Raw genomic sequence first — 21011 nt, 5'->3', positions numbered from 1 at the left:
AGACCAAGTCGCGGCCTTGAAGACCAACCAGGTTGCGGCCCTGAGCACCGATGGCATCGCTGCGATGGAAACCCGCGATGTGGCGGCCCTGACGACCGCTGGCGTAGGCGCCCTCTCCACCAACCAGATCAGCAAGGGCCTGACCACAGACCAGATCGCTGCACTGACCACAGGCCAGATGACAGCCATGACCACCGCTGGTGTGGCCTCGCTGACCACAGACCAAGTCGTGGCATTGCGCACCGACCAGGCTGCAGTCCTCAAGACCGACCAGATCGGAGCCCTGAGCACCGATGGCATCGCTGCGATGGAAACCCGCGACGTAGCGGCCCTGACGACTGCCGGTGTGGCAGCGCTCTCCACCAACCAGATCAGCAAGGGCCTGACCACAGACCAGGTCGTTGCTCTGCGCACCGACCAGGTTGCGGCGCTGAAGACCAACCAGGTCGCCTCGCTGACCACCGACCAAGTGGCCGCCATGGAAACCCGTGATGTGGCTGCACTGACCTCGGCCAGCATCGGCGCCCTGACCACTGACCAAGTCAGCAAGGGCCTGACCACCAGTCAGGTCGCTGCCATGACCACGGCCGGCGTCACCGCGCTGACCACATCTGGCATCGCTGCGCTGACAACCGACCAAGTCGTTGCACTGCGCACCGACCAAGTCGCGGCCTTGAAGACCAACCAGGTTGCGGCCCTGAGCACCGATGGCATCGCTGCGATGGAAACCCGCGATGTGGCGGCCTTTACGACGGCAGGCATTGCGGCGCTGACGACCAACCAGATCAGCAAAGGCTTCACAACCGACCAGGTGGCTGCACTGACGACCTCGCAAGTGGCGTCCATGACCACCGCTGGTGTGGCCTCGCTGACCACAGACCAAGTCGTGGCATTGCGCACCGATCAGGTCGCTGCTATGCGCACCGACCAATTGGCTGCGCTGACCACGGATGGCATTGCAGCGATGGAAACCCGTGATGTAGCGGCTCTGACCACCACTGGCGTGGGTGCCTTGAGCACCAACCAAGTTGGTAAGGGCCTGACCACAGACCAGATCGTCGCACTGCGCACGGACCAGGTTGCAGCGCTCAAGACACACCAAGTTGCAGCGCTGACCACAGACCAAGTGGCCGCCATGGAAACCCGTGACGTCGCTGCCCTGACTACGGCCGGCATAGCTGCCTTGACTACTGACCAAGTCAGCAAGGGCTTGACCACTTCGCAGATCGCTGCGATGACCACGGCTGGCGTGACCGCAATCACAACCAGCGGTGTTGCTGCGCTGACTACCGACCAGGTTGTTGCACTGCGCACCGACCAGGTCGTGGCTCTGAAGACACAGCAGATCGCGGCGCTGACCACTGATGGCATGGCGGCTATGGAGACTGCCGACTTGGCCGCCCTGACCACGACCAACATCGCTGCCTTGACCACCAATCAAGTCAGCAAGGGTCTGACTACTGACCAAGTTGTGGCCTTGCGTACCGACCAAGTCGCGGCGCTCAAGACAGCCCAAGTGGCTGCTCTGACGACGGACCAAGTGGCGGCCATTGAGACCCGCGACGTGGCAGCATTGACGACAGCCAGCGTAGCTGCATTGACAACAGATCAGGTTAGCAAGGGTCTGACAACGTCCCAGATTGCAGCGCTGACAACCTCCAGTGTTGCTGCCGTGACCACCGCTGGTATCAACTCGCTGACCACCGATCAAGTTGTGGCCTTGCGCACAGATCAGGTCGTGGCCCTGAGGACCAGCCAGGTTGCTGCACTCACCACCACCAATACGGCCGCGCTGGAAACACGTGATGTGGCGGTGTTGACGACCAACCAGATCCAACAGGGTCTCACCACGAACCAGATCGTGGCCCTGACCACCGACCAGATCGCAGCGCTGGGTACCAAGCAGGTCGAGTCCTTGTCTTCGCAACAGGTTGCGGCGCTGACGACGGACCAGACGCCCCATCTGCAACTGGGCACCCCGATCGTGCTGGACCTCAACGGCAACGGCATCAGCACCCAGAACATTTCCAACGGTGTGCAGTTCGACATCTTTGGTGTGGATCAGAAAGTCAACACCGGATGGGTCACCGGCGGCGACGGCTTGCTGGTCATGGATCGCAACCATGACGGCTCCATCAATGGCGGTACCGAACTGTTCGGAGAAGGAACCAACCTCGCCAATGGACAAAAGGCCAGCAACGGTTACCAGGCGCTTGCCGAAATGGATGCCAATGCAGACGGTACGCTGGATGCAAACGACGCCAACTTCAATGATCTGATGGTGTGGGTCGACGACGGGGACGGTGTCAGCCAAGGTTCCGAGTTGCACAGCCTGAGTTCGCTGGGCATCACCAGCCTGGATCTGAAGGCAGTGTCTTCCACGCAGACGGACAACGGCAATGTGCTGGGATTGGTGTCGGGTTACACGACGGCCGACGGCGCCAAGCACGACATGGCGGACGTGTGGTTCCAGACCAGCAGCACAACAGCGCCTGTTGCTCCGGCGGCGGCACAACCGCTCAGTCTGCAACTGCCTACCCCGGCGCTTGCGGCGGACAGCACCGCGTCGCCAGCGGCAAGCAGCGCACCAGCCGATGCGATGCGCTCACAGGTGGGCAGCATGGTGGATGCGATGGCAGCCTTTGGTGGTGGTTCAGGAGCCGGTGCGACAGCTGCGGCCGGCGATAGCCCGCAGTCCACACCCAAGGTTGCGATGCATGCGATTGCGGCCAGCTCGGGTGTCACAGGCATGGTTGATGCGATGAAGCAGTTCGATGCGAACGGTCAGCCTCTGCTGTCCGGTAGCACTGCTGCCCCAGGACAGGTTGCGACTAGCCTGAATACCAACATCCAACGCAAACCTGACACCGATATACTCGCCTCAAGCAAGTAAATGCATGGTCAACCCTAGTCCTCTCCGTCGCTGAGACGGGAGGCTGGGGTTGTGCGAGTTTTTGGTCGGTCAAGGAACGAAAACGGATGGAAATTGCTGAGAGCTATGGCGCAACCGTCATGCTTGCCTGGGAGGGCAAGCTAGCCTTCGTCGAGTTGATCGACTACACCTCCAGGCTCGAAGCCGCAGGGCTGTTGCCACTCTCGGCGTTGATGTATCAGACGTGGCTGAACCGCAACCCGTCGCCCTATGCCCATGCCGTGCACTTCAACCTGGGTGCGACGCTAAATAATCTGGGTGACACGGCTGGCGCAGAAGCCGCCTACCGCCGCGCCATTGCAATCTCCCCCACCTTTCCCCAGCCGCGCCTCAACCTGGGGCTGCTGTTGGAACGCAACAACCAAGTCGATGTAGCGCTGACCGAGTGGAAGTGGATCGTTGCCAATTGCCCGCGCGATGAGGTCAACCGGCCTATGGTGCAGTTGGCCATGAACCATATTGGCCGGGTTCTGGAAGCCAAAAAGCAGTTTCCCGAGGCGGAGGAGTACCTCACCCAGAGCCTGCTGCTGGACCCGGACCAATCCGATGTATTGCACCACTGGGTCTTCTTGCGGCAAAAGCAATGTGCGTGGCCGGTGTATGCCGAAGTGCCAGGTGTCAACATGGAGACCATGCGTGAAGCCACCTCTGCGCTGGCCATGCTCAGCGTATCGGATGATCCGCGTGACCAACTGCATGCAGCGGAGTTGTTTGTAGAAACCAAGCTGGCCAAGAATCTTCCGCAGTTGACGAACCAAACCCGTTATGGGCATTCCAAGCTGCGGATTGCCTATTGCTCTTCGGATTTTTGTCTGCACCCGGTGTCTTTGTTGACCGTCCAGCTCTTCGAACTGCACAACCGCGACGCGTTTGAGGTGTATGGTTTTTGCTGGAGCCCCGAAGATGGCTCTTCCACGCGGCAGCGCGTCAAAGCCGGGATGGACCACTTCTTCACGATCCACCAGCTCAGCGATGAAGCGGCTGCAAAGCTGATCCGGTCGCACGAAATCGACATCCTGGTGGACCTGCAAGGCCAAACCTCCGGCGCGCGGGCCAACATCCTGGGGTACCGGCCCGCACCCATCCAGATCACCTACCTGGGGCTGCCGGCAACTACCGGTTTGCCCAGCATCGACTATGTCATCGCGGACGAGTTCTTGATCCCCCGGTCCGAGGTGCAGTTCTACTCGGAGAAGCCCTTGTACATGCCTAGCGTGTACCAGGTCAGCGACCGTAAGCGCGTGTCGGGGCCGCGTCCCACGCGGGCCAGCTGCGGCTTGCCCGAACAGGGTTTTGTCTTTTGCTCTTTCAACAACAGCTACAAGTACACGCCGGAAGTTTTTGCGGTGTGGTTGTCATTGCTGGAGCAGGTGCCCGGCAGTGTGCTGTGGTTGTTGGCGGACAACCCCGCGGCCGAAAAGAACCTCCGCCAGGTCGCTCAGGCCACAGGCTGTGCGCCGGAGCGGCTGGTGTTTGCAACCCGGGTCTCGCCTGAGAACTACTTGGCGCGCTACCTGGTCGCCGATCTCTTTCTGGACACGTTCCCCTTCAACGCCGGGACGACTGCCAATGACTGCCTGTGGATGGGGTGCCCCCTGGTGACTTACACGGGGCGCTCTTTCGGCGCGCGCATGGCGGGGGCGCTGTTGACGGCGGCCGGACTGCCAGAGTTGATTACCTATAACCTGGCCGACTACGCGGCCCTGGCCCTGGCTTTAGCCCAAGATTCCGCACGCTGCGCATCGCTGCGCGAGCGGCTTGCCAAGGTCAGAGAAAGTGGTGCCTTGTTTGATACGCCGCAGTTTGTGCGGGATCTGGAAGTGCGTCTGCAAGCGTTGGTGGCCGAGTTGCCGCTCGCACAGCAGGTGGCTGTGGCCGCATGAGCGATAGCCCCTCATCCGCCGGCGACAAGCGCAACTTTGCACGGCGCCTCAAAGAGGCCCGCATCGGTGACCCGACCGCCCAATACGATGTGGCACTGATGTATGCCACCGGCGCCGGCGTGGGCCGAAACGTCTCCCAGGCTTTTGCATGGACCAAAGCTGCAGCTGAAAAAGGCCATATCGCAGCGCAATACTTGTTGGGCAGTGCCTATGCCGGCGGGCTGGGCACACCCAAGGACGATCAAAAGGCTTTGTTCTGGTTCAACAAATCGCACGAGCATGGCAATGAAAAGGCCTCGCTGCGCTTGGCCAAGGTGTTGGCGGTTGGCCAGCCCGCGTTGTCCTTCCAGTTTGCGATGGAGGCCGCCGAAAGAGGCTTGGCCGAAGCCCAACTGGCGGTAGCGGATAGCTACGCACAGGCCCAAGGTGTGGAAGAGGACCCGGGTCTCGCCCTGGCCTGGTACCGGCGTGCTGCCGAGCAGGGCTTGCCGTTGGCGCAGTTTGCGCTGGGCGAAGCCTATGTGCATGGCAGAGGTGTAGCGGTGGATATGGATTTGGCCAGTCTGTGGTATCGCGAGGCCGCTGCCCAGGGCCACCCCGGTGCCCGGCTTGCATTGAACCGTTTGGATGCTGAAGGATATGGGCGTACCCACCGCAGCGCCAAGGCGCGTCCCGCTGCCCGTGAACGCCGCAACGACGACAGCCGGTGGACCCGGTATGCCGCGCATGGCCGTGCCGATGATTTTTTCCACTTGGGCCAGATGTTCGAGCAGGGCGTTGGTGTCGAGAAGAGTGCCAAACAGGCCAGGGTTTGGTACAAAAAAGCGGCCGAACAAGGGCACGCCGGCGCGCAATACTTGCTGGCCAGCGGCTTTGAGGCCTCAGAGCGTGCTCAGGCCGCAAGCTGGTACCAGAAGGCCGCGGCCCAAGGGCATGCTGATGCGCAGCGCGCCTGGGCAGACCTGCAGGCACACGGTCTGGGTGTAGCCCAAGACAGCCTGGGGGCGCTGGCTTGGTATGCCAGGGCGGCGGAGCAAGACAACGCAGCGGCCTTGTATGCGATGGCCCAGATGGTGACGGACGATGCACAGGCACTGGCCTTTGCGGCCACGACTCGGGCCGCAGCCGGAGGGCAGGCCCAGGCCCAACGCGCCATGGGAGACCGCTATGCGCAGGGAGTCGGTGTAGCGCAAAACTGGTTCGAGGCTTGCCGTTGGTACCAGATGGCGGCCGAGCAGGACGACGCACTGGCGCAATGCGCGCTGGCTGTTTGTTACGCCGCGGGGCGGGGTGTCAAAAAAGACATCGCCCATGCCTTCGCCTGGTTTGAAAAGGCAGCCGCGCAGAATCTGCCCCAAGCCCAATGGAACCTGGGCGAGTTGTACGCATCCGGCTTGCCAGGCGTCGAGCCCGACCCCAAGAAGGCGACCAGCCTGTGCAAGCGGGCGGCCAACGCCGGCTTTGCTCCGGCCAGTGCCACCTTGGGTGCTTTGTTTGCACGTGCCAAGAAACACGACCGTGCCGTGCAGTGGTGGACCCTGGCGGCCGAGCAGGGCGATTTGGAGGCACTGTTCAACCTGGGCCAAGCCCACCGCCTGGGCCTGGGCGTTCCCAAAGACGAGGCCAAGGCTTTTACCCTGCTGCTGCAAGCGGCAGAGGGCGGGGTTGCGCCCGCCCAATCGCGCATAGGTCTGGCCTATGCAACTGGCGAGGGCGCTGCCTTGGACCCGATCGAGGCCTGCAAGTGGTTTGAGTTGGCCGCAGCGCGGGGTGACAAGGCCGCGGCAGCCAACCGCGAGCGAGCCCGCAAATCCCTGAGTCCAGCCCAACTGGTGGAGGCCGACCGCAGGGTCAAGGCCTGGATAGGCCTTCAGGAAAATAAGACCTGAAGCACGGCCTTTTTGCCGCTTTAGAACGGGGTGAACGTGGGACCATGGACGGGTCTCAACTGGATACCGTTGGCTCCGTTTCCCATGCCCCCTCTTTGCAATGGCTGAGCAAAAATCACATTCTGTTGTGCAGTGCCTCACTGCCATTGCGCAGCACCATGGTCTGCAGGTCAATCCTGAGCGCCTGATCGAAGAGCATGCGCTGCCGGATGAGGAGCCGCGTCCCGCCCTGGTCATACGCATGGCGGCAGGCATTGGGCTCAAAGGCAAACTGGCAAAACTCACCTGGAAGGGCCTGTTCGCGCAAGAGGGCGTGTTCCCCTTTATCGGGCTGCTGAAAGACGGCAAGGCCGTCATCATCGTCGGCGTGCGCGCCGGCGGCGGTGGTGCCGAGGGCGAGGTCGCGGTTCTGAATCCGCTGATCCCCAAGGCGGCCGTTCACTATTTGGACAAGGACGTTTTCACCGAAAACTGGAGCGGGCAGGTCATCCTGCTCAAGCACAGCCATGCGCTGACCGACCCCAAGCAGCCCTTCAGTTTTCGCTGGTTTGTGCCTGAAATCCTGAAGCAAAAGACTGCCTTCCGGGACATCGCCATTGCCGCGGTGGCGCTGAGTGTGCTGTCCATGGCCTCGCCAATATTTTTCCAGTTAGTCATCGACAAGGTCTTGGTGCACCAGAGTGTGTCCACGCTGTGGGTGCTGGCCGCGGGCATCCTTGTGGCCCTGGGCTTTGAGACGGTGTTCTCTTACGTGCGCCAGATACTCCTGCTGTCGGCCACCAACAAGATCGATATGCAGATCACGCGGCGGGCCTTTGGCCACTTGCTGTCTCTGCCCATTGACTACTTTGACAGCACATCAGCCGGGGTCGTGGCGCGGGTCATGCAGCAGTTGGAGAGCATCCGCGGCTTCTTGACGGGGCGGCTGTTCTTCACCTGCCTGGACACCTTGACGCTGTTGATCTACGTGCCCTTGCTGTTCTCCTATTCGGCCAAGCTGGGCTCCATCGTCATCGTGTTCGCCATGCTGATTGCCCTCATCATCGCGGTGCTGCTGCCTACCTACAGGCGTCAGCTCGACACATTGAATGCCGCCGAAGGTGCGCGCCAGGCCCTGCTGGTGGAGACCATTCACGGCATGCGTACCGTCAAGGGCCTGGCGATCGAGCCGGCCCAACGCCGCACCTGGGATCAGCTGTCGGCCCAAACCATCACCTCGCACTTCCGCGTGGCCAAGACCGCGATGACTGGCAACGCGATGACCGAGTTCCTGGGCAAGCTATTACCCATCGTGGTCATTGTTGTGGGCGCTCAGGGCGTGTTTGACCAGACCCTGACTGTCGGTGCGCTGATCGCGTTTCAAATGTTCTCCACCCGCGTCATGGGGCCGCTCACACAAATCGTGGGCCTCATCAACGACTACCAGCAGACGGCGGTGTCCGTGCGCATCTTGGGTGAGGTGATGAACCGGCCATCTGAAGGGCGGGGTGGTGCAGGTGGCCTGCGGCCCACGCTGACCGGTGAGATCAGCTTTGACGATGTGACCTTCCGCTACCCCGGCGCCAATGTGGCAGCCCTGGACAAGACGACTTTCACGATCAAGGCTGGCACTGTGGTGGGCATTGTGGGCAGGAGCGGCTCCGGCAAATCCACGCTGACCAAGATCATCCAGGGCATGTACCCGGTGGGCTCGGGCATTGTGCGCTTTGACGGGGTGGATGCGCGCGAGATTGAGCTGTCCCATCTGCGGCGCCAAGTCGGCATCGTGATGCAAGAGAACTTTTTGTTCCGCGGTTCAGTGCGGGACAACATATCCATTGCCAAGCCCAGTGCCTCGTTCGAAGAGATTGTTGCGGCGGCCCAGATGGCCGGTGCCGATGAGTTTGTGGAGCGCCTGCCCCAGGGCTACGACACCATTTTGGAAGAGAACGCGTCCAACCTCAGCGGAGGGCAGAAGCAGCGCTTGTCCATTGCGCGCTCGCTGCTGCTGAAACCCCGTGTGCTCATTTTGGATGAAGCCGCCAGCGCGCTGGACCCCGAGAGCGAGGCCATTTTCATCCGCAACCTGGGCAAGATGGCCGTGGGCCGCACTGTCATCATGATTTCGCACCGGCTGTCCACGCTGGTGAATGCCGACGCCATCCTCGTCATGCAGCAAGGCAAACTGGCCGATAGTGGCCGCCACGAAGAACTGCTGTCCAGCAGTCCCACCTACCAACAGCTATGGCATCAGCAAACCAGCCATCTGTAGCCGCGGAGTCCAAAGGCGCGTCCAGCAAGACGGCCATTGACTTCCTGCCCGACGCCGACGAGATCGAGCGGCGCCCATTGCCGCCCGTGGCGCGTATCACCGTGCATTTGTTGATCGCCGCGCTGGTGAGCTTCTTCTTGTGGGCTTGGCTGTCCGAAGTGGACATGATCGTCACGGCCAAAGGGCGCCTGGTCACACCACTGCCTAATATTGTGGTCCAGCCCTTGGAAACCTCCATCGTGCAGACCATCGAGGTGCGTGCCGGCCAGGTGGTGCGCAAGGGTGACAAGCTCGCTACCTTGGACCCTACGTTTGCACAGGCCGATAGCTCGCAACTCAAGAACAAGCTCGATAGCCTGAACACCCAGTGGGCCAGCCTGGATGCTGAACTGTCGGGTGAGCGCATGGAGCGTTTGGCGGCGGAGTCGCCCGACAGCAAGATCCAGTCCCGCCTGTCCAAGGAGCGCCAGTCCAGCTACCAATCGCAAGTGCGGCGGCAAAGCGAATCCATTGCCAAATTGCGCTCCTCGCTGGAGACGGCGCGGCGCGACGAGGAAGGCCAGCAAGCGCGGGTGAAAGGCCTGAAGGAACTGGAGGTCATGACCGATGACCTAGTCAGCAAAAAGCTGGCCGTCAAGAGCCGACTGCTGGAAGTGCGCGACCGCCTGCTGGAGGCCGAGCGTGGCACCGAGCTGGCGCGCAATCGCCAGATTGAGATCCGCAAGGAGCTGTCCGCACTGGAAGCGGAGAAGTCTGCCTACGAGACCGGTTGGCGGCAAAAGATGCTGGAAGAGATGCTGGCAGTCTCGCGTGAGCGCGACGCCGTCAGCGACCAATTGCAAAAATCCAATCTACGCCAGAGCCGCGTCATTTTGACCGCACCGGCCGATGCCGTGGTGCTGGAAGTGGCCAAGCTGTCGCCCGGCTCCATCGTCAAAGAGGCCGAGCCTTTCTTCACGCTGGTGCCGATTAGCGATGTGCTGGAGGCTGAGGTGCAGATCGACTCGCTGGACGTGGGCTACATCAAGCTGGGATCCAAAGCCAGTATCAAGATCGACGCTTTCCCTTTCCAGAAGCATGGGACGTTGGAAGGCTCTTTGCGCACTGTGAGCCAGGACGCATTTCGCCGCGAAGTGGCCAGTGGCGGCGGGCTGGACGCCTATTACGGCGCACGCATTGCGCTGCCGTCCACCAAGCTGGAAGAAATGCCACCCAATGCAGCCTTGTTGCCCGGCATGACGCTGAGCGCAGAAATCCTGGTCGGTAAGCGCTCGGTGTTGTCCTACTTGCTGTGGCCCTTGACCAAGGCTGCTAAAGAATCCTTGCGGGAGCCCTGACATGCAAACCCCGTCGACCCAAGCAAAGAACAGAGTGCTGGTGCCGGCGCGGACGCTGGTTGGCCTGGTTGTGGCATCGGCTTGGCTGTTGACGGCCTGTGAAAGCACCGGCCCCAAGGTCGATGCCAATACCTTCCCCCTGCCCAACAGCTACCGCAATGCTCCCACGATGGCCAATGCAGGTGCCACCACCGCCACGAGCAGTGTGCCCACGGAATGGTGGACGCAATATGGCAGCGAGGAACTGAACCGCCTGGTTGATCGGGCACTGGCCCATAACTCGGAACTGCGGGTCGCCACATTGCAGGTTGCCCAAGCCAAGATTCGTGCCGACCAGGCACGCGGCGGCCGTCTGCCCAGCCTGTCTGCACCGGTACGCGCCGTTGTACAGAGCCAGGGCACGACGACGGACTCCACGCAGAACTCGCAGGTGGCGCTGTCTGGTGCCTTCCGGGTCGACGTTTGGGGTGAGCAGCGTTCCTTGGTCGACTCCGCCGACATGCAAGTGGAGCGCGCCATACACGAGCGGGAGAACGTGCAGCGCACCACCATTGGCAACCTGGTGGCAACCTATATCGCCTACCTGTCTATCAGCGACAGCATCCTGATTGCACGCGAGAACGAGGCGGTGGCCACCGAGATACTGCGCAATGTGGAAAAACGCATGGCCCTGGGCGATGCCACTGCGGACGACCTGGAGCAGCAGCGGGCCATGGTCTTCAGCCAGCAGGCGGTGATACCCGGTCTGGAGAACCAGCAGGAAGATCTGCGCAGCACGATTTCCCGGCTGGTGGGGACCTTGCCCGGCCATCTGGTCTTGTCCGACAAAGGCCTGGATGCCTTGCAGTTGCCAAATGTCCGTACCGGTCTGCCATCCGCTTTGCTGCTGGATCGGCCCGACATTCGCATGATGGAAGCCCGCATGCGCGGAGCCAATGCCAATATCGAAGTGGCCCGTGCCCGTTTGCTGCCGGCCATTGACCTGACGTCGTCGGCAGGCTATACCGGGGCCAGCTTGGCCACCCTGTTTCAGCCACAGAACTTTTTAGTCAACACAGCCGCCGCCCTGGCGCTGTCTATCTTTGATGGTGGCGTCAAAAGGGGCGAGCAGGCGTTCGCCCAGTCCTACTACGAAGAGATGGTGGAGACCTATGGACGCACCGTGCAGCAGGCCGTGCGCGATGTGGAGAGCGCCCTGGCCAACCTGAAGGCGGCCAGTCGCCGCCTCGAAGCCCAGAAGGCCGTCACCCGGTCCGCGCTGAACCTGTTCAAGATCGGTAGTGACGCTTTTGCCGCCGGTGCCATCGACCAGACGGCGCTGCTGGAGAGCCGCAAGAACTACCAACGCAGCGCCGATGAGACCCAGCGCGCCAAGGCCGAACTGCTGCGCAGCTACGCCACACTGTCCTACGCCTTGGGCCTGGGCTCGGTCCTGGCCGAGGCGTCTGACCAGGGCGATCCTGCGGCCAAGCTGCAGGCCACCCTGAATGGCGATCTGCGCGTAGGCATGGCGGATGGCGGTGCCCCCAAGCTGATGGCGGACACATTGACACCGTCCAGCGCTATCGGCCAATGGGAAGTGGAGTTGCCCGGTGTCTTCCACCGCAGCAGCCTGTTGCCGCTATGGCGCGACCTGGAGACGCGGTATGCGGGAGGCTCTGTCAAGCCCTGGATCCGCGCCGCACACGTAGACCACGTCGAGGGGGGTGCACGGCAGGGTGAGGCCTGGTACCGGGTCTTTGTCACGGGTTTTCAGGAGCAAAAAGTCACCACCAGCTACTGCGATACTCTGCTGCAGGCGGGTCAGGGCTGTAAAGTAGTGGCGGACCCGCGTGGTGGACAAAAGAGCTCGTTCTTGGGAAGGTCGCAGTGATGGTGGTCAGCACACAGAAGAGACATTTGGTGGAATCGCCCGCAGCCGAGGTAGGCGCTGAGTCGGGCGGTACCGCCGCCGGCTACCCGGGCCATGGCCTGCCGCTGGTCAGCATTCTGATACCCACCCATAACCGGCCTGACTATGCCGAACTGGCCTTGCAGAGCGCGTTGGCGCAAACCTATCCCAACATCGAAATCATCGTCAACGACAACAGCGACGATCTGCTGACCGCCGAGCGCTTTGCGCCCTACCTGGAGCGCCACCCGCACATCCGCTACGAACGGGTGCCCGGTTGCAGCGCCACCGAGAATTTTGCATCTTGCTTCGCCCGATCCAAAGGGGAATACGTCAACTACCTGATGGACGACGATCTCTTCCACCCGGAGAAGATCCAGAAGATGATGTCCTTCATGCTGGCCAAGCCCAGCATCGGCTTGGTCACGTCGTTCCGGCAGTTGATCGACTCACAGGGCCGCGACATGGCACCCATTGCAGGGACCGAGCGTCTGTTCCAGATCGACACCCTGGTTGGCGGCCGTTCGCTGGGGAATATGATTTTGTCCAATGGTCAGAACATGGTGGGAGAGCCCACCACGGTGCTGTTCCGCAAGAGCGATGCCGGCAACCTGTTTGGCCAGTTTGGCGGCAAGCTGTACACCACCTTGTCGGATGTGGCTACCTGGCTGTCCATACTCTCGCACAAAGACTGCGTTTACCTGCCGGAGGCCCTGAGCTACTTCCGCATGCACGGGGGGCAGGACCAGCGCGGCAACAGCATCAAAATCAGGGCCAACATCGAATGGTTGGAACTGTTTTGCGATGCCCACCAACAGCAAAAGTTTTTGACCGACAAGACGACGGCCCACGAACTGCTCAGCTCCAAGCTGGTGACCTGCATGTGGTTCCTGCTGCCTTTGCGTGAAGAGGTCAAGGCGGGTGCTTACAGCGTGGAGCGCCTGCAGGCGGTGCTGCAACAAGCCTCGCGCATTCTGTTTGGCGAGGGGCGTAGGTCGACCGGTACCTTGGAGCGTACGGTCGCACAGGCAATGGTTCAACTAGGGGGCACGATGGAACAACCGGTGAATGGCAGCGTATTGATCGACTATTTCGAAAACCACGAGCACCGCATGATCCACAAGTGGATGCACTACTTCGAGATCTACGAGCGCCATTTCGCCCAGTTCCGCAACCTGCCGATCTCGCTGCTGGAGTTCGGCGTGCTGCACGGCGGCTCGTTGCAGATGTGGAAGCACTACTTCGGGCCGCAGGCCAAGATATATGGCGCCGACATCAATCCGCGCTGCGCCGAACTGGCCGAAGAGCAGATCACCATCCTGCTGGCCGACCAGGAAAGCCGCGAATCGCTGCAAAACATCTGCAAGACGCTGCCACCGTTTGACATCATCATCGACGACGGTGGTCATACCATGCTGCAGCAGACCACCACCTTTGAGGAAATGTGGGGCCAGCTCAAGATCGGTGGCGTCTACCTGATCGAAGACATGCTGACCAGCTACTGGCCGTCTTTCGGCGGCGGCTACAAGAACCCGGTCAATTTTGTGGAGTACACCAAGGGCCTGATTGACCAGTTGAACGCTTGGCATGCCGTGCCCAACAGCGGTCTGGCCGTCAATGAATTCACGCGCACCGCCTTCTCCATGCACTATTACGACAGCGTGCTGGTCATCGAGAAGCGCGCCATGCAGGCGCCCCAGGTGCGTATGAAGGGCAAGCCTTCGTTCCCGCTGGAAGCGGCCGAGCAGGCGGTGTACGACAAGGGCTGACGACCCGGTTATGCCCGTGGATATCCAGACCATCCCGCTGATTTCCGTCTCGTACAACTCGGCCGAGCTGGTGGACGAGTTGCTGCTGTCGTTTCGGCAGTTTTATGCCAACCCCATCACCATCATCGACGGCTCCAGCGCCGAGCATGCGCCCGCCATAGCGGCCGTGTGTGCCCGGTATGCGGATGTGAAGTTCATCCATTTCGACTACAACATCCACCACGGGCCCGGCATGGCCTGGGCGTTTCAGAACCTGGAGCTGCAAGGTCCGGTGCTGGTGCTGGATTCGGACATCATCGTGCTCAAGGCCGGCCTGCTGGAATCGCTGGCGGCGGCGCTCAAGCCTGGCATGTATGGCGTGGGTTACGTCAACCATGTCAACGAAGGCGGCTTTGATGTCACCTATACAGAAGGCGCGGTGCGCTACCTGCACCCGGCCTGCATGCTGTGCAATAGCGAGGTGCTGCGCCAGTGGCCCATGCCGACCAAGCACGGTGCGCCCAATATCGAACCCATGCTGGCCATCCACCGGGCCGGCCAACACGGGCTGATAGAGGGCATACCTTGGGTCAAGGATGACTTCACGACGGGCTTTGAACCCAAGCAGTTTTTGCGACACGATTGGCAAGGCACGGTCAAGCGCACCGGCGGCTACCACCTGGAAGAATGGCAAAGGAGCGTCATGGAAAAGCAGCTACAGCAACAACAAGCCACCGCCGCAACCGCGGCAGCGGCACCTGAAGAGCCCACCAATTACAACCGTGACCTGCTACCGCTGATACCGCCCAACGCCCGCGGCGTGGTCGAGGTGGGCTGCAACAACGGCGCACTGGCCCGTGCCTACAAAGCCATCAACCCCCATGGCAAGTACACCGGCATCGAGGTGGTCCCCGCCAATGCCGAAGGTGCGCGGCGCTATTGCGACGAAGTCCTGCTGCAGGACATTGAAAGCGTGGACGAATCCTTCTACGCCAAATATGCGGACTACAACGTCTGGATCTTTGGTGACGTGCTGGAGCATCTGCGCTACCCGTGGGAGGTGCTGGCCCGCATCCGCCGCTCCATGCCGGCCGACGGCTGCGTCATCGTCTGCCTGCCCAACGCCCAGCACTGGAGTGTGCAGGCCAAATTGGCCGTGGGAGATTTCCGTTACGACCCGTCTGGCGGCCTGATGGACCGTACCCATATGCGCTTCTTCACCCGCGCCACCATGCTGGAGATGTTTGCCGGTGCCGGCTTCAAGATCGAGCAGGGCTTCCCCCGCATCTTTGGCGAATTGAAGAACGAGCACATCCTGGCCGCCATTCGCTCCATGGCCATTGGCGTGGGCGCAGACCCCGAGCTGGCCGTGCAGGACAGCCTGCCCATGCAGTATGTGGTGAAGGCGGTGCCGGCGTAGGCGATGTTGTCGCTATCTATTTGATAGCCATAAGTTGAATACTGGCGAGGGCTAGAGGCCTCTTTTCCAAAAAGTACCTGAAAAATGACATCAATAAACCCATTTTGGGTATGAATTAGGGTTGTACGACTGGAGCGTACTGCGACCTTACTGCAGGGCCAGTAGCGCGTGTGTTTCTGCCAGCAGATTGTCTGCCGAGCTGAGCCGGGGCGCGTAGCCCAGTGTTTGCGCCCGACGCGAGACCGAGTAATAGTGCGGCTTCGCGCCCGTGCCATTGACAATGCCCGCATCGTCGACGGTGTACTGCAGCCCAAAGTGCTGCTCCATCAAGGTCAGCAGTTCCTGCTTGGTAATGGGCTGGCGTGAATAGCAGTCGACGGCCATGTTGCAGGGGGGGGCGGCCAGAATGCACTCCACCAACTGGTGAAAATCCTGCGGACCGATGTAGTCGCGCACCATGGGGGTTGGCGCGGTGCGCAGGGACTGCCCACTGTGCAAAGCTTTCACAGCGTCGGTGATGAGATAGCCGGCACCGATGTCCTGGTGGCGGCTGTAGTAATTGAAGACCCGGATGTCCACGATGTGCGCGTCCGCCAAGGCCCGGTGGCGGCACTCGGCGTAAAACTTCGCAATGCCATACCAATCTTGTGCGCCCAAGTGGTTGATGGGAAAGCTGGCCACCGTGCTGTCGTCTGCGGGCCGTTCAAATCGCGACCCGTAAGCCGCCCCGCTGCTGAGGAACAGATAGCGGCACTGCGGGTTGCAGCGCAGCGCAACGAGTGCAAGTTCGTCAAACCGTTGCGTGATGTCCAGTATGGACGCGCCAACGGCCACGGTTTTGCGCGGTGTGCCCACGCCCACAAAGTTGATGATGGCGTCGTAGGGGTGCTGGGGGTCAAAGTCTTCCAGCGATGCCGCGGTGCAGCGGGCCGTGCCCTGCAGGGATTGCGGCACCGCGATGGCCTGGGGTTGGCGGGCGAACAGCGCCAGCGTGTGGCCGCTGTCCGGCGCGAAGGACGCCACCAGATCCCGGGCGATCTGGCTCGTCGCACCCAGTATGGCTATTCGCATGCGCAGCGGCCTAGGCCCAGTCCTTGACGATGCGCTCTATGCACTCGAAGTCTCGCTCCGAGTCGCAGTTTTGCCACGCACCACTGTGCGCGAAGGCAGCCAGCTGGCCGGCTTGCGCCAGTTGTTCCAGGGGCTTGTTCTCCAAAGCATCCGCTTGTTCCAGCCCATAGGTGGGCTGCCAAATGGCCTGGGTGAATAGGTAGTAGCCGCCGTTGATGCTGGCGGCCTCAATGACAGGACGCGACGCAAACGCGCGCACCGCTGTCTCGCCGCTGCGGATGCCCAGCACCCGAAAGCGCACCGGAAACTTGGCCGACACCAGCGTGGCCACACGCTGCTCGCTGGCGTGGAAGGCCAGCTCGGCACCCAGGTCCACGTCGCTGACGGTGTCGGAGTAGGTCAGCGCAAAGCGGCTCGCGCCTTCCACCCAGGGTTTGCAGGCCAATAGCCGTTGGGCGGTATTGGCTTGGGCCCCGGTGGGGACCATGCGTATCTGGCAAGGCTGGTTGTTCACGGTCAGATCGAATACCTGCGGATCGCTGGCGCGGGCTTGCGCGCCCAGTGCCTGCAGGGCAGGCGCGAACGCGTCGCCCTGGATACCGGTTGCCAGGATGAAGCTGCGAGCGCCATAGCGGGCGTAGTGGCCAAGCACCCACCACAAAAGGGGCTTGCCCTTCAACTGCAGCAAGGCTTTGTTGCAGGGTGTGGGTGTCTCGGCGTGCAGCACCACGCTGCGCCCGCCGCACAGCAGGATGACGGGAACATCGGCGAAGCCGTGTGTGGGGGAGTTCATTGCGCGCCGCTCCAGAGTTGGTGGGAAGTTGCGAGTTGAATCAGGTGGTCCACGGCGTCCTGTGAGCCAACGCAATAGTCCAGTGTGGTGGCGTTGGCGCTGTGGCGCAGCGCAATGGCGCAGCCCGCGCCCCGCGCCACCGCCAGCGCGGCGGCCACGTCCCACACCTTGGCCCCAAAACCGTAAGCCAGCTGCAGGCGCCCGGAAGCTGCCCAGCAGATGTTCAGCGCCGCGCTGCCGGTGCGCAGGCAGCCCTGGGTGCTTTCGTTGACAGCCTGGAACAGTGCGTACTGCGCGGCGTTGCCCTTGGCGCCAAAGCTTGCAGCCGCCAGTGCATCCTTGCGATCCTTGTGCACATGGGTGAACGGGCGGCCGTTCAGCAGGGAGCGTTGGGGTGTCAGCGTGAAATAGAGTTCGTCCAGGGCCGGAGCGCAAACTGCCCCCAGCACGAACTGGCCGCGCTCCACCAGGCCCACGCACACGCCGTACTGCGGCAGGCCGTGGGCAAAGTTCACCGTTCCGTCAATGGGGTCCACGGCCCAGAACGTATCCGGTGTCGGCCGGTCCGCGTGAGCCTGTTCCTCGGACACCACGGCAATGCCCGTGGGCTGCAACTTTTGCTCCAGCAGGGCGCTGATATCCAGGTCGGCCTGGGTGACGATATCGCGCAGGTTGCCCTTGTGGTTGACCACGTTCAGCGCGCTGGCAGCTTCGGCCACCTTGGCGCCCGCCAGCACGGCGGCCACCGCTGTGCGGACCAGGGAGTTGTTGTCTAGTGTGCTCACTTCATCTCCTTGGCCAAGGCACGCAGTTCGGTGGTAATGCTGGCCATCTGGTCGCGCAACATCAGGTCCAGCGGTTCCCCATGGCGCAGGCCCAGCACATAGCGGTTGAAATCCGCGGTGTCCATGGATTCGCGCATGAGGCCGATATGGTGGTCCGGGTCGTGCACATCCTCAAACAGCAAGGCGCCCACGATGCCCTTGAGCAGGTTTTGCGGCAGCACGCCCAGGGTCAGGCACATCTGTGCGGCGCCAATCAGTCGGCCGTGCAGTTCCAGCTTGCGCAAGGGCTCGCGCGCAACCCGGGCTACCGGATCGAACAGCAATTCGCATCGGAACCGAGCCAGTTCCTTTTCTGCGTACCACTCCAGGAAGTCATGCGGAATGTCCCACTGCAGCTTGAGAGTCTGCAGCATCTCGGTCATGGCACCTTCCACGATTTGAGACGCCTTGGGATTGGCCATGGCCTCGTGCACGTAGGTGACACCCATCAATGCACCCAGGTAGGCGGTGATGCAGTGCGGCGTGTTGTGCAGGTAGAGCTTGGGCGTCCATTGCACGCGCAACAACTCCTCGCGCGACAACCAGTGCATGTCTCCGTGCAACCCATGAGCGCCTTGCTCCACGAACTGGACACCGTTTTCGGTGGTGATCGCCAGCGGGTCTTGCGCCAGCAGGTCGGCTGGCGCAGTGTTCGAGGTGATGACGTCCGGAACCGCAAAGTAGACCGCGTCGTGGCCTACCACGCGTTTGGCCACTGCCACGGTCTCGGGCTCGTTCTCGCACAGTATCAGCGGCATCGTGGACCCGACAAAAGCCTGCGCCGCTTTGCCGACATTGCGCGGGCCCACCGAGAAAAAGCACGCTACTGCGTCAGCATGGTCCTTCAGAATGAAGGTGTCCGGTGTATAGGCCGCCGCGACTTGCACGAAACGCGTCTCGTATTGGTCGCCGTTTACCCGGTGCGTCGTGTAGCCGCCATGGCTGTTCAGACGCTCCACAATCGCCGGATTGCTGTCGATGAAGATGAAGTCGTGGCGGGATGCGTCCAGTGTCCACGGCAGATAACCGCGGCCAATGGCTCCTGCACCCATCAAAAGGATTTTTGTTTTCATTGTTCGTCTCACTCCAGCGGTTGGGTGAACATGTTGGCACGGAATTCCGCACGATCGAGCAGCGGCAGCAGGTCTTCCAGTGGCTTGGATGCCATGGTGCCGTCCGCCTTGATATAGGAGCCCAGTTTGGGCATGAGGTGTTTGCCGGGGTCCACCATCACTTCGATGATTTCGGGCTCGGGGTTACCCAGCACGCCACGCAAGTTGTCCACCACGGCGTCGTTATTGGCTATTTGGCGGTAGGCAATGCCATAGGCCGTGGCGATGCGCGACAGGGCCGGCAGCGAAACGCCGCTGCTGGCCGTGGAGCCTACATACCGGTTCTGGAAATAGTTTTCCTGGGTCACGCGGATGGCGTGGTAGCCGTCGTTGTTGACGACGAAGACCTTGATGGGAAAGCGGTTGTGGGCAATGGTCTGCAGCTCCTGGATGTTGAGCTGGAAGCCACCATCACCCACGACGGTAATCGCCATCTTGCCGCCCTGGGCCACGCAAGCGCCGATGGAAGAGGGCACGCCAAACCCCATCGCAGCCATGCCCTTGGCGTGGAAGACGCGCTGCCCGGCCTTGGGCTTGAACGCCTGGCCCGAGACCGTAAAGGCCGTGCCCGAGGAACCCAGCGGAACCAGTGCATCGTCCGACAGCTCCGCACTCAGCGCTTCGAAGAAATAGTACGGGTCGACATAGGCTTGGCCCGTGACGTCGGCCAACTGTGGCGAGACCGGGTATTGGGCTTTCATGCGTACGCAGTAGTCTTGCCAGTCGGCTGGTGCCTGAACCGGCTGCGCAGCCGACGCCTGGGCGGCGGCGATGAGCGCGTCGATCAAGGCGGCGGCGTCGCAGTGCGAAAACCGGTCCACCTTGAGGAAGGGTTTGCGGGCCTCGTCTTCGTCCAGGTCGACCATGTCCAGGAAGGCCTCGCGGGCAAAGGATTCGACGTTGTAGCCCGTGTGCTGCACGCCCAGCCGTGCGCCGATCGTCAGCAGGTAGTCCGCGTTCTGGATCACGAAATTGGCATACCGCGGGCCGTAGGCATTGGCGCGGCCAAAGTAGCGGGGATGGGCCTCTGGCACGAGGTCAATGGCGTTCCACGTGGTCTGTACCGGCACTTTCAACAGGTCCAGCAGCGTGGCAACGCGTTCTCTGGCACCTGCCAGCCACACCCCGTGGCCCAGCACCAGCAGGGGGCGTTTCGCGGCGCGCAGCTTGCCCAGGATGGAGGCCACGAGTTCCGGCGACGGCCCAGGGTTGAGGTCGGCCAAGCCTTCGGCGGCTGGATCAAACCCCCGCAAGCTGTCGGGGTCTACGCTGGCCGCTTGCACGTCCAGCGGGATGTCCAGCCATACGGGGCCTGGGCGACCGGCGCGTGCCAGATAGCAGGCCTTTTCCAGTTCGTACCGAACGTCGGCGGCCTTTTGCACATAGTTGGTGTACTTGGTGCTGGGGCGCACCATGTCCACGATGTTGAATTCCTGGAAACCCCGTTGGCGCAGACCCTGCTGCCGTTGCGAGAACAGTGTGGACACCTGCCCGGAGATGAACAGCATGGGGACGCTGTCGGTGAACGCCGCCGCAACGGCAGTCACCGTGTTGGTGGCGCCGGGGCCGGAGGTTGCAAAACACACACCGGTGCTGTTGATGGTGCGGCCATAGGCGTAGGCCGCGATGGCCGCACCCTGCTCGTGGTGCATGGGGATGGTGGCGAGGGTACTGCGCCCGACGCTGTCGAGCAAATGCATCATGCCCCCGCCGGATAGCAGGAATACATGGCGCGAGCCCGTTAATTCAGGAATGCGGCTGCAGATGTAGTCTGAAACCTTGATGGTGGTCGAGGCGGGTTTGCTATCCATGCGAAGGGGTGCGGTGTGCTATTGGAAGATTCTGTCTATGCGCGGGTGT

At 61.9% G+C, this 21011-nt stretch carries 13 protein-coding genes; 8 read left to right on the top strand and 5 right to left on the bottom strand.

From position 1 onward, the window contains the following. The 8 genes from AC07OO_RS13220 to AC07OO_RS13185 form a co-directional block, all read left to right on the top strand. A partial coding sequence (locus AC07OO_RS13220; protein WP_495082564.1) for a beta strand repeat-containing protein occupies positions 1–2893 on the top strand: 2893 nt, incomplete at its 5' end. An 86-nt stretch (positions 2894–2979) separates the two neighbouring features. Beyond that, positions 2980–4815, top strand: a complete 1836-nt coding sequence (locus AC07OO_RS13215) for an O-linked N-acetylglucosamine transferase, SPINDLY family protein (protein ID WP_495082563.1) — start codon at positions 2980–2982, stop codon at positions 4813–4815. Next, the gene (locus AC07OO_RS13210) at positions 4812–6704 is read left to right on the top strand and encodes an SEL1-like repeat protein (RefSeq protein WP_495082562.1); all 1893 of its coding nucleotides are present in this window, start codon (positions 4812–4814) and stop codon (positions 6702–6704) included. Before AC07OO_RS13215 ends, AC07OO_RS13210 begins: the two co-directional genes overlap by 4 nt. Positions 6705–6804: 100 nt before the next feature. Next, complete coding sequence (locus AC07OO_RS13205; protein ID WP_495082561.1) at positions 6805–8955, top strand: peptidase domain-containing ABC transporter; 2151 nt, start codon at positions 6805–6807, stop codon at positions 8953–8955. Then, the gene (locus tag AC07OO_RS13200) at positions 8928–10292 is read left to right on the top strand and encodes an HlyD family type I secretion periplasmic adaptor subunit (protein WP_495082560.1); all 1365 of its coding nucleotides are present in this window, start codon (positions 8928–8930) and stop codon (positions 10290–10292) included. Before AC07OO_RS13205 ends, AC07OO_RS13200 begins: the two co-directional genes overlap by 28 nt. Before the next feature lies 1 nt (position 10293). Further along, complete coding sequence (locus tag AC07OO_RS13195) at positions 10294–12165, top strand: efflux transporter outer membrane subunit (RefSeq protein ID WP_495082559.1); 1872 nt, start codon at positions 10294–10296, stop codon at positions 12163–12165. A 29-nt stretch (positions 12166–12194) separates the two neighbouring features. Further along, positions 12195–13952 carry a glycosyltransferase gene (locus AC07OO_RS13190; RefSeq protein ID WP_495082558.1) on the top strand — a complete coding sequence of 586 codons (1758 nt, stop codon included), beginning with the start codon at positions 12195–12197 and terminating at the stop codon, positions 13950–13952. A gap of 10 nt (positions 13953–13962) precedes the next feature. Then, positions 13963–15351 (top strand): methyltransferase domain-containing protein, encoded by a 1389-nt coding sequence (locus tag AC07OO_RS13185; RefSeq protein ID WP_495082557.1) that lies wholly within the window; start codon positions 13963–13965, stop codon positions 15349–15351. Between the two features lie 147 nt (positions 15352–15498). On the opposite strand, the gene AC07OO_RS13180 is transcribed toward AC07OO_RS13185, so the two are convergent. The 5 genes from AC07OO_RS13180 to AC07OO_RS13160 are packed head-to-tail and all read right to left on the bottom strand — an operon-like array spanning position 15499 to position 20962. Then, positions 15499–16422 carry an NAD-dependent epimerase/dehydratase family protein gene (locus AC07OO_RS13180; RefSeq protein ID WP_495082556.1) on the bottom strand — a complete coding sequence of 308 codons (924 nt, stop codon included), beginning with the start codon at positions 16420–16422 and terminating at the stop codon, positions 15499–15501. 10 nt (positions 16423–16432) lie between these two features. Beyond that, positions 16433–17215 carry a glycosyltransferase family protein gene (locus tag AC07OO_RS13175; RefSeq protein WP_495082555.1) on the bottom strand — a complete coding sequence of 261 codons (783 nt, stop codon included), beginning with the start codon at positions 17213–17215 and terminating at the stop codon, positions 16433–16435. Further along, the gene (locus tag AC07OO_RS13170) at positions 17212–18000 is read right to left on the bottom strand and encodes an inositol monophosphatase family protein (protein WP_495082554.1); all 789 of its coding nucleotides are present in this window, start codon (positions 17998–18000) and stop codon (positions 17212–17214) included. The genes AC07OO_RS13175 and AC07OO_RS13170 overlap by 4 nt, the downstream gene beginning before the upstream one ends. Next, positions 17997–19112, bottom strand: a complete 1116-nt coding sequence (locus AC07OO_RS13165) for a mannitol dehydrogenase family protein (RefSeq protein ID WP_495082553.1) — start codon at positions 19110–19112, stop codon at positions 17997–17999. Before AC07OO_RS13165 ends, AC07OO_RS13170 begins: the two co-directional genes overlap by 4 nt. 8 nt (positions 19113–19120) lie before the next feature. Next, positions 19121–20962: a thiamine pyrophosphate-binding protein gene (locus AC07OO_RS13160; protein ID WP_495082552.1), complete on the bottom strand. Its 1842-nt coding sequence runs from the start codon at positions 20960–20962 to the stop codon at positions 19121–19123. Positions 20963–21011: the final 49 nt, after the last annotated feature.

This window comes from Rhodoferax sp. GW821-FHT07G04, from assembly GCF_059418585.1.
This window is presented reverse-complemented; position numbering and strand designations above follow the sequence as displayed.

Bases quoted from the DNA above. Each gene is read 5' to 3' on its own strand.
- AC07OO_RS13215 (WP_495082563.1), top strand. From the start codon at position 2,980: ATGGAAATTGCTGAGAGCTATGGCGCAACCGTCATGCTTGCCTGGGAG.
- AC07OO_RS13210 (WP_495082562.1), top strand. From the start codon at position 4,812: ATGAGCGATAGCCCCTCATCCGCCGGCGACAAGCGCAACTTTGCACGG.
- AC07OO_RS13205 (WP_495082561.1), top strand. From the start codon at position 6,805: ATGGCTGAGCAAAAATCACATTCTGTTGTGCAGTGCCTCACTGCCATT.
- AC07OO_RS13200 (WP_495082560.1), top strand. From the start codon at position 8,928: ATGGCATCAGCAAACCAGCCATCTGTAGCCGCGGAGTCCAAAGGCGCG.
- AC07OO_RS13195 (WP_495082559.1), top strand. From the start codon at position 10,294: ATGCAAACCCCGTCGACCCAAGCAAAGAACAGAGTGCTGGTGCCGGCG.
- AC07OO_RS13185 (WP_495082557.1), top strand. From the start codon at position 13,963: ATGCCCGTGGATATCCAGACCATCCCGCTGATTTCCGTCTCGTACAAC.
- AC07OO_RS13180 (WP_495082556.1), bottom strand. From the start codon at position 16,422: ATGCGAATAGCCATACTGGGTGCGACGAGCCAGATCGCCCGGGATCTG.
- AC07OO_RS13175 (WP_495082555.1), bottom strand. From the start codon at position 17,215: ATGAACTCCCCCACACACGGCTTCGCCGATGTTCCCGTCATCCTGCTG.
- AC07OO_RS13165 (WP_495082553.1), bottom strand. From the start codon at position 19,112: ATGAAAACAAAAATCCTTTTGATGGGTGCAGGAGCCATTGGCCGCGGT.
- AC07OO_RS13160 (WP_495082552.1), bottom strand. From the start codon at position 20,962: ATGGATAGCAAACCCGCCTCGACCACCATCAAGGTTTCAGACTACATC.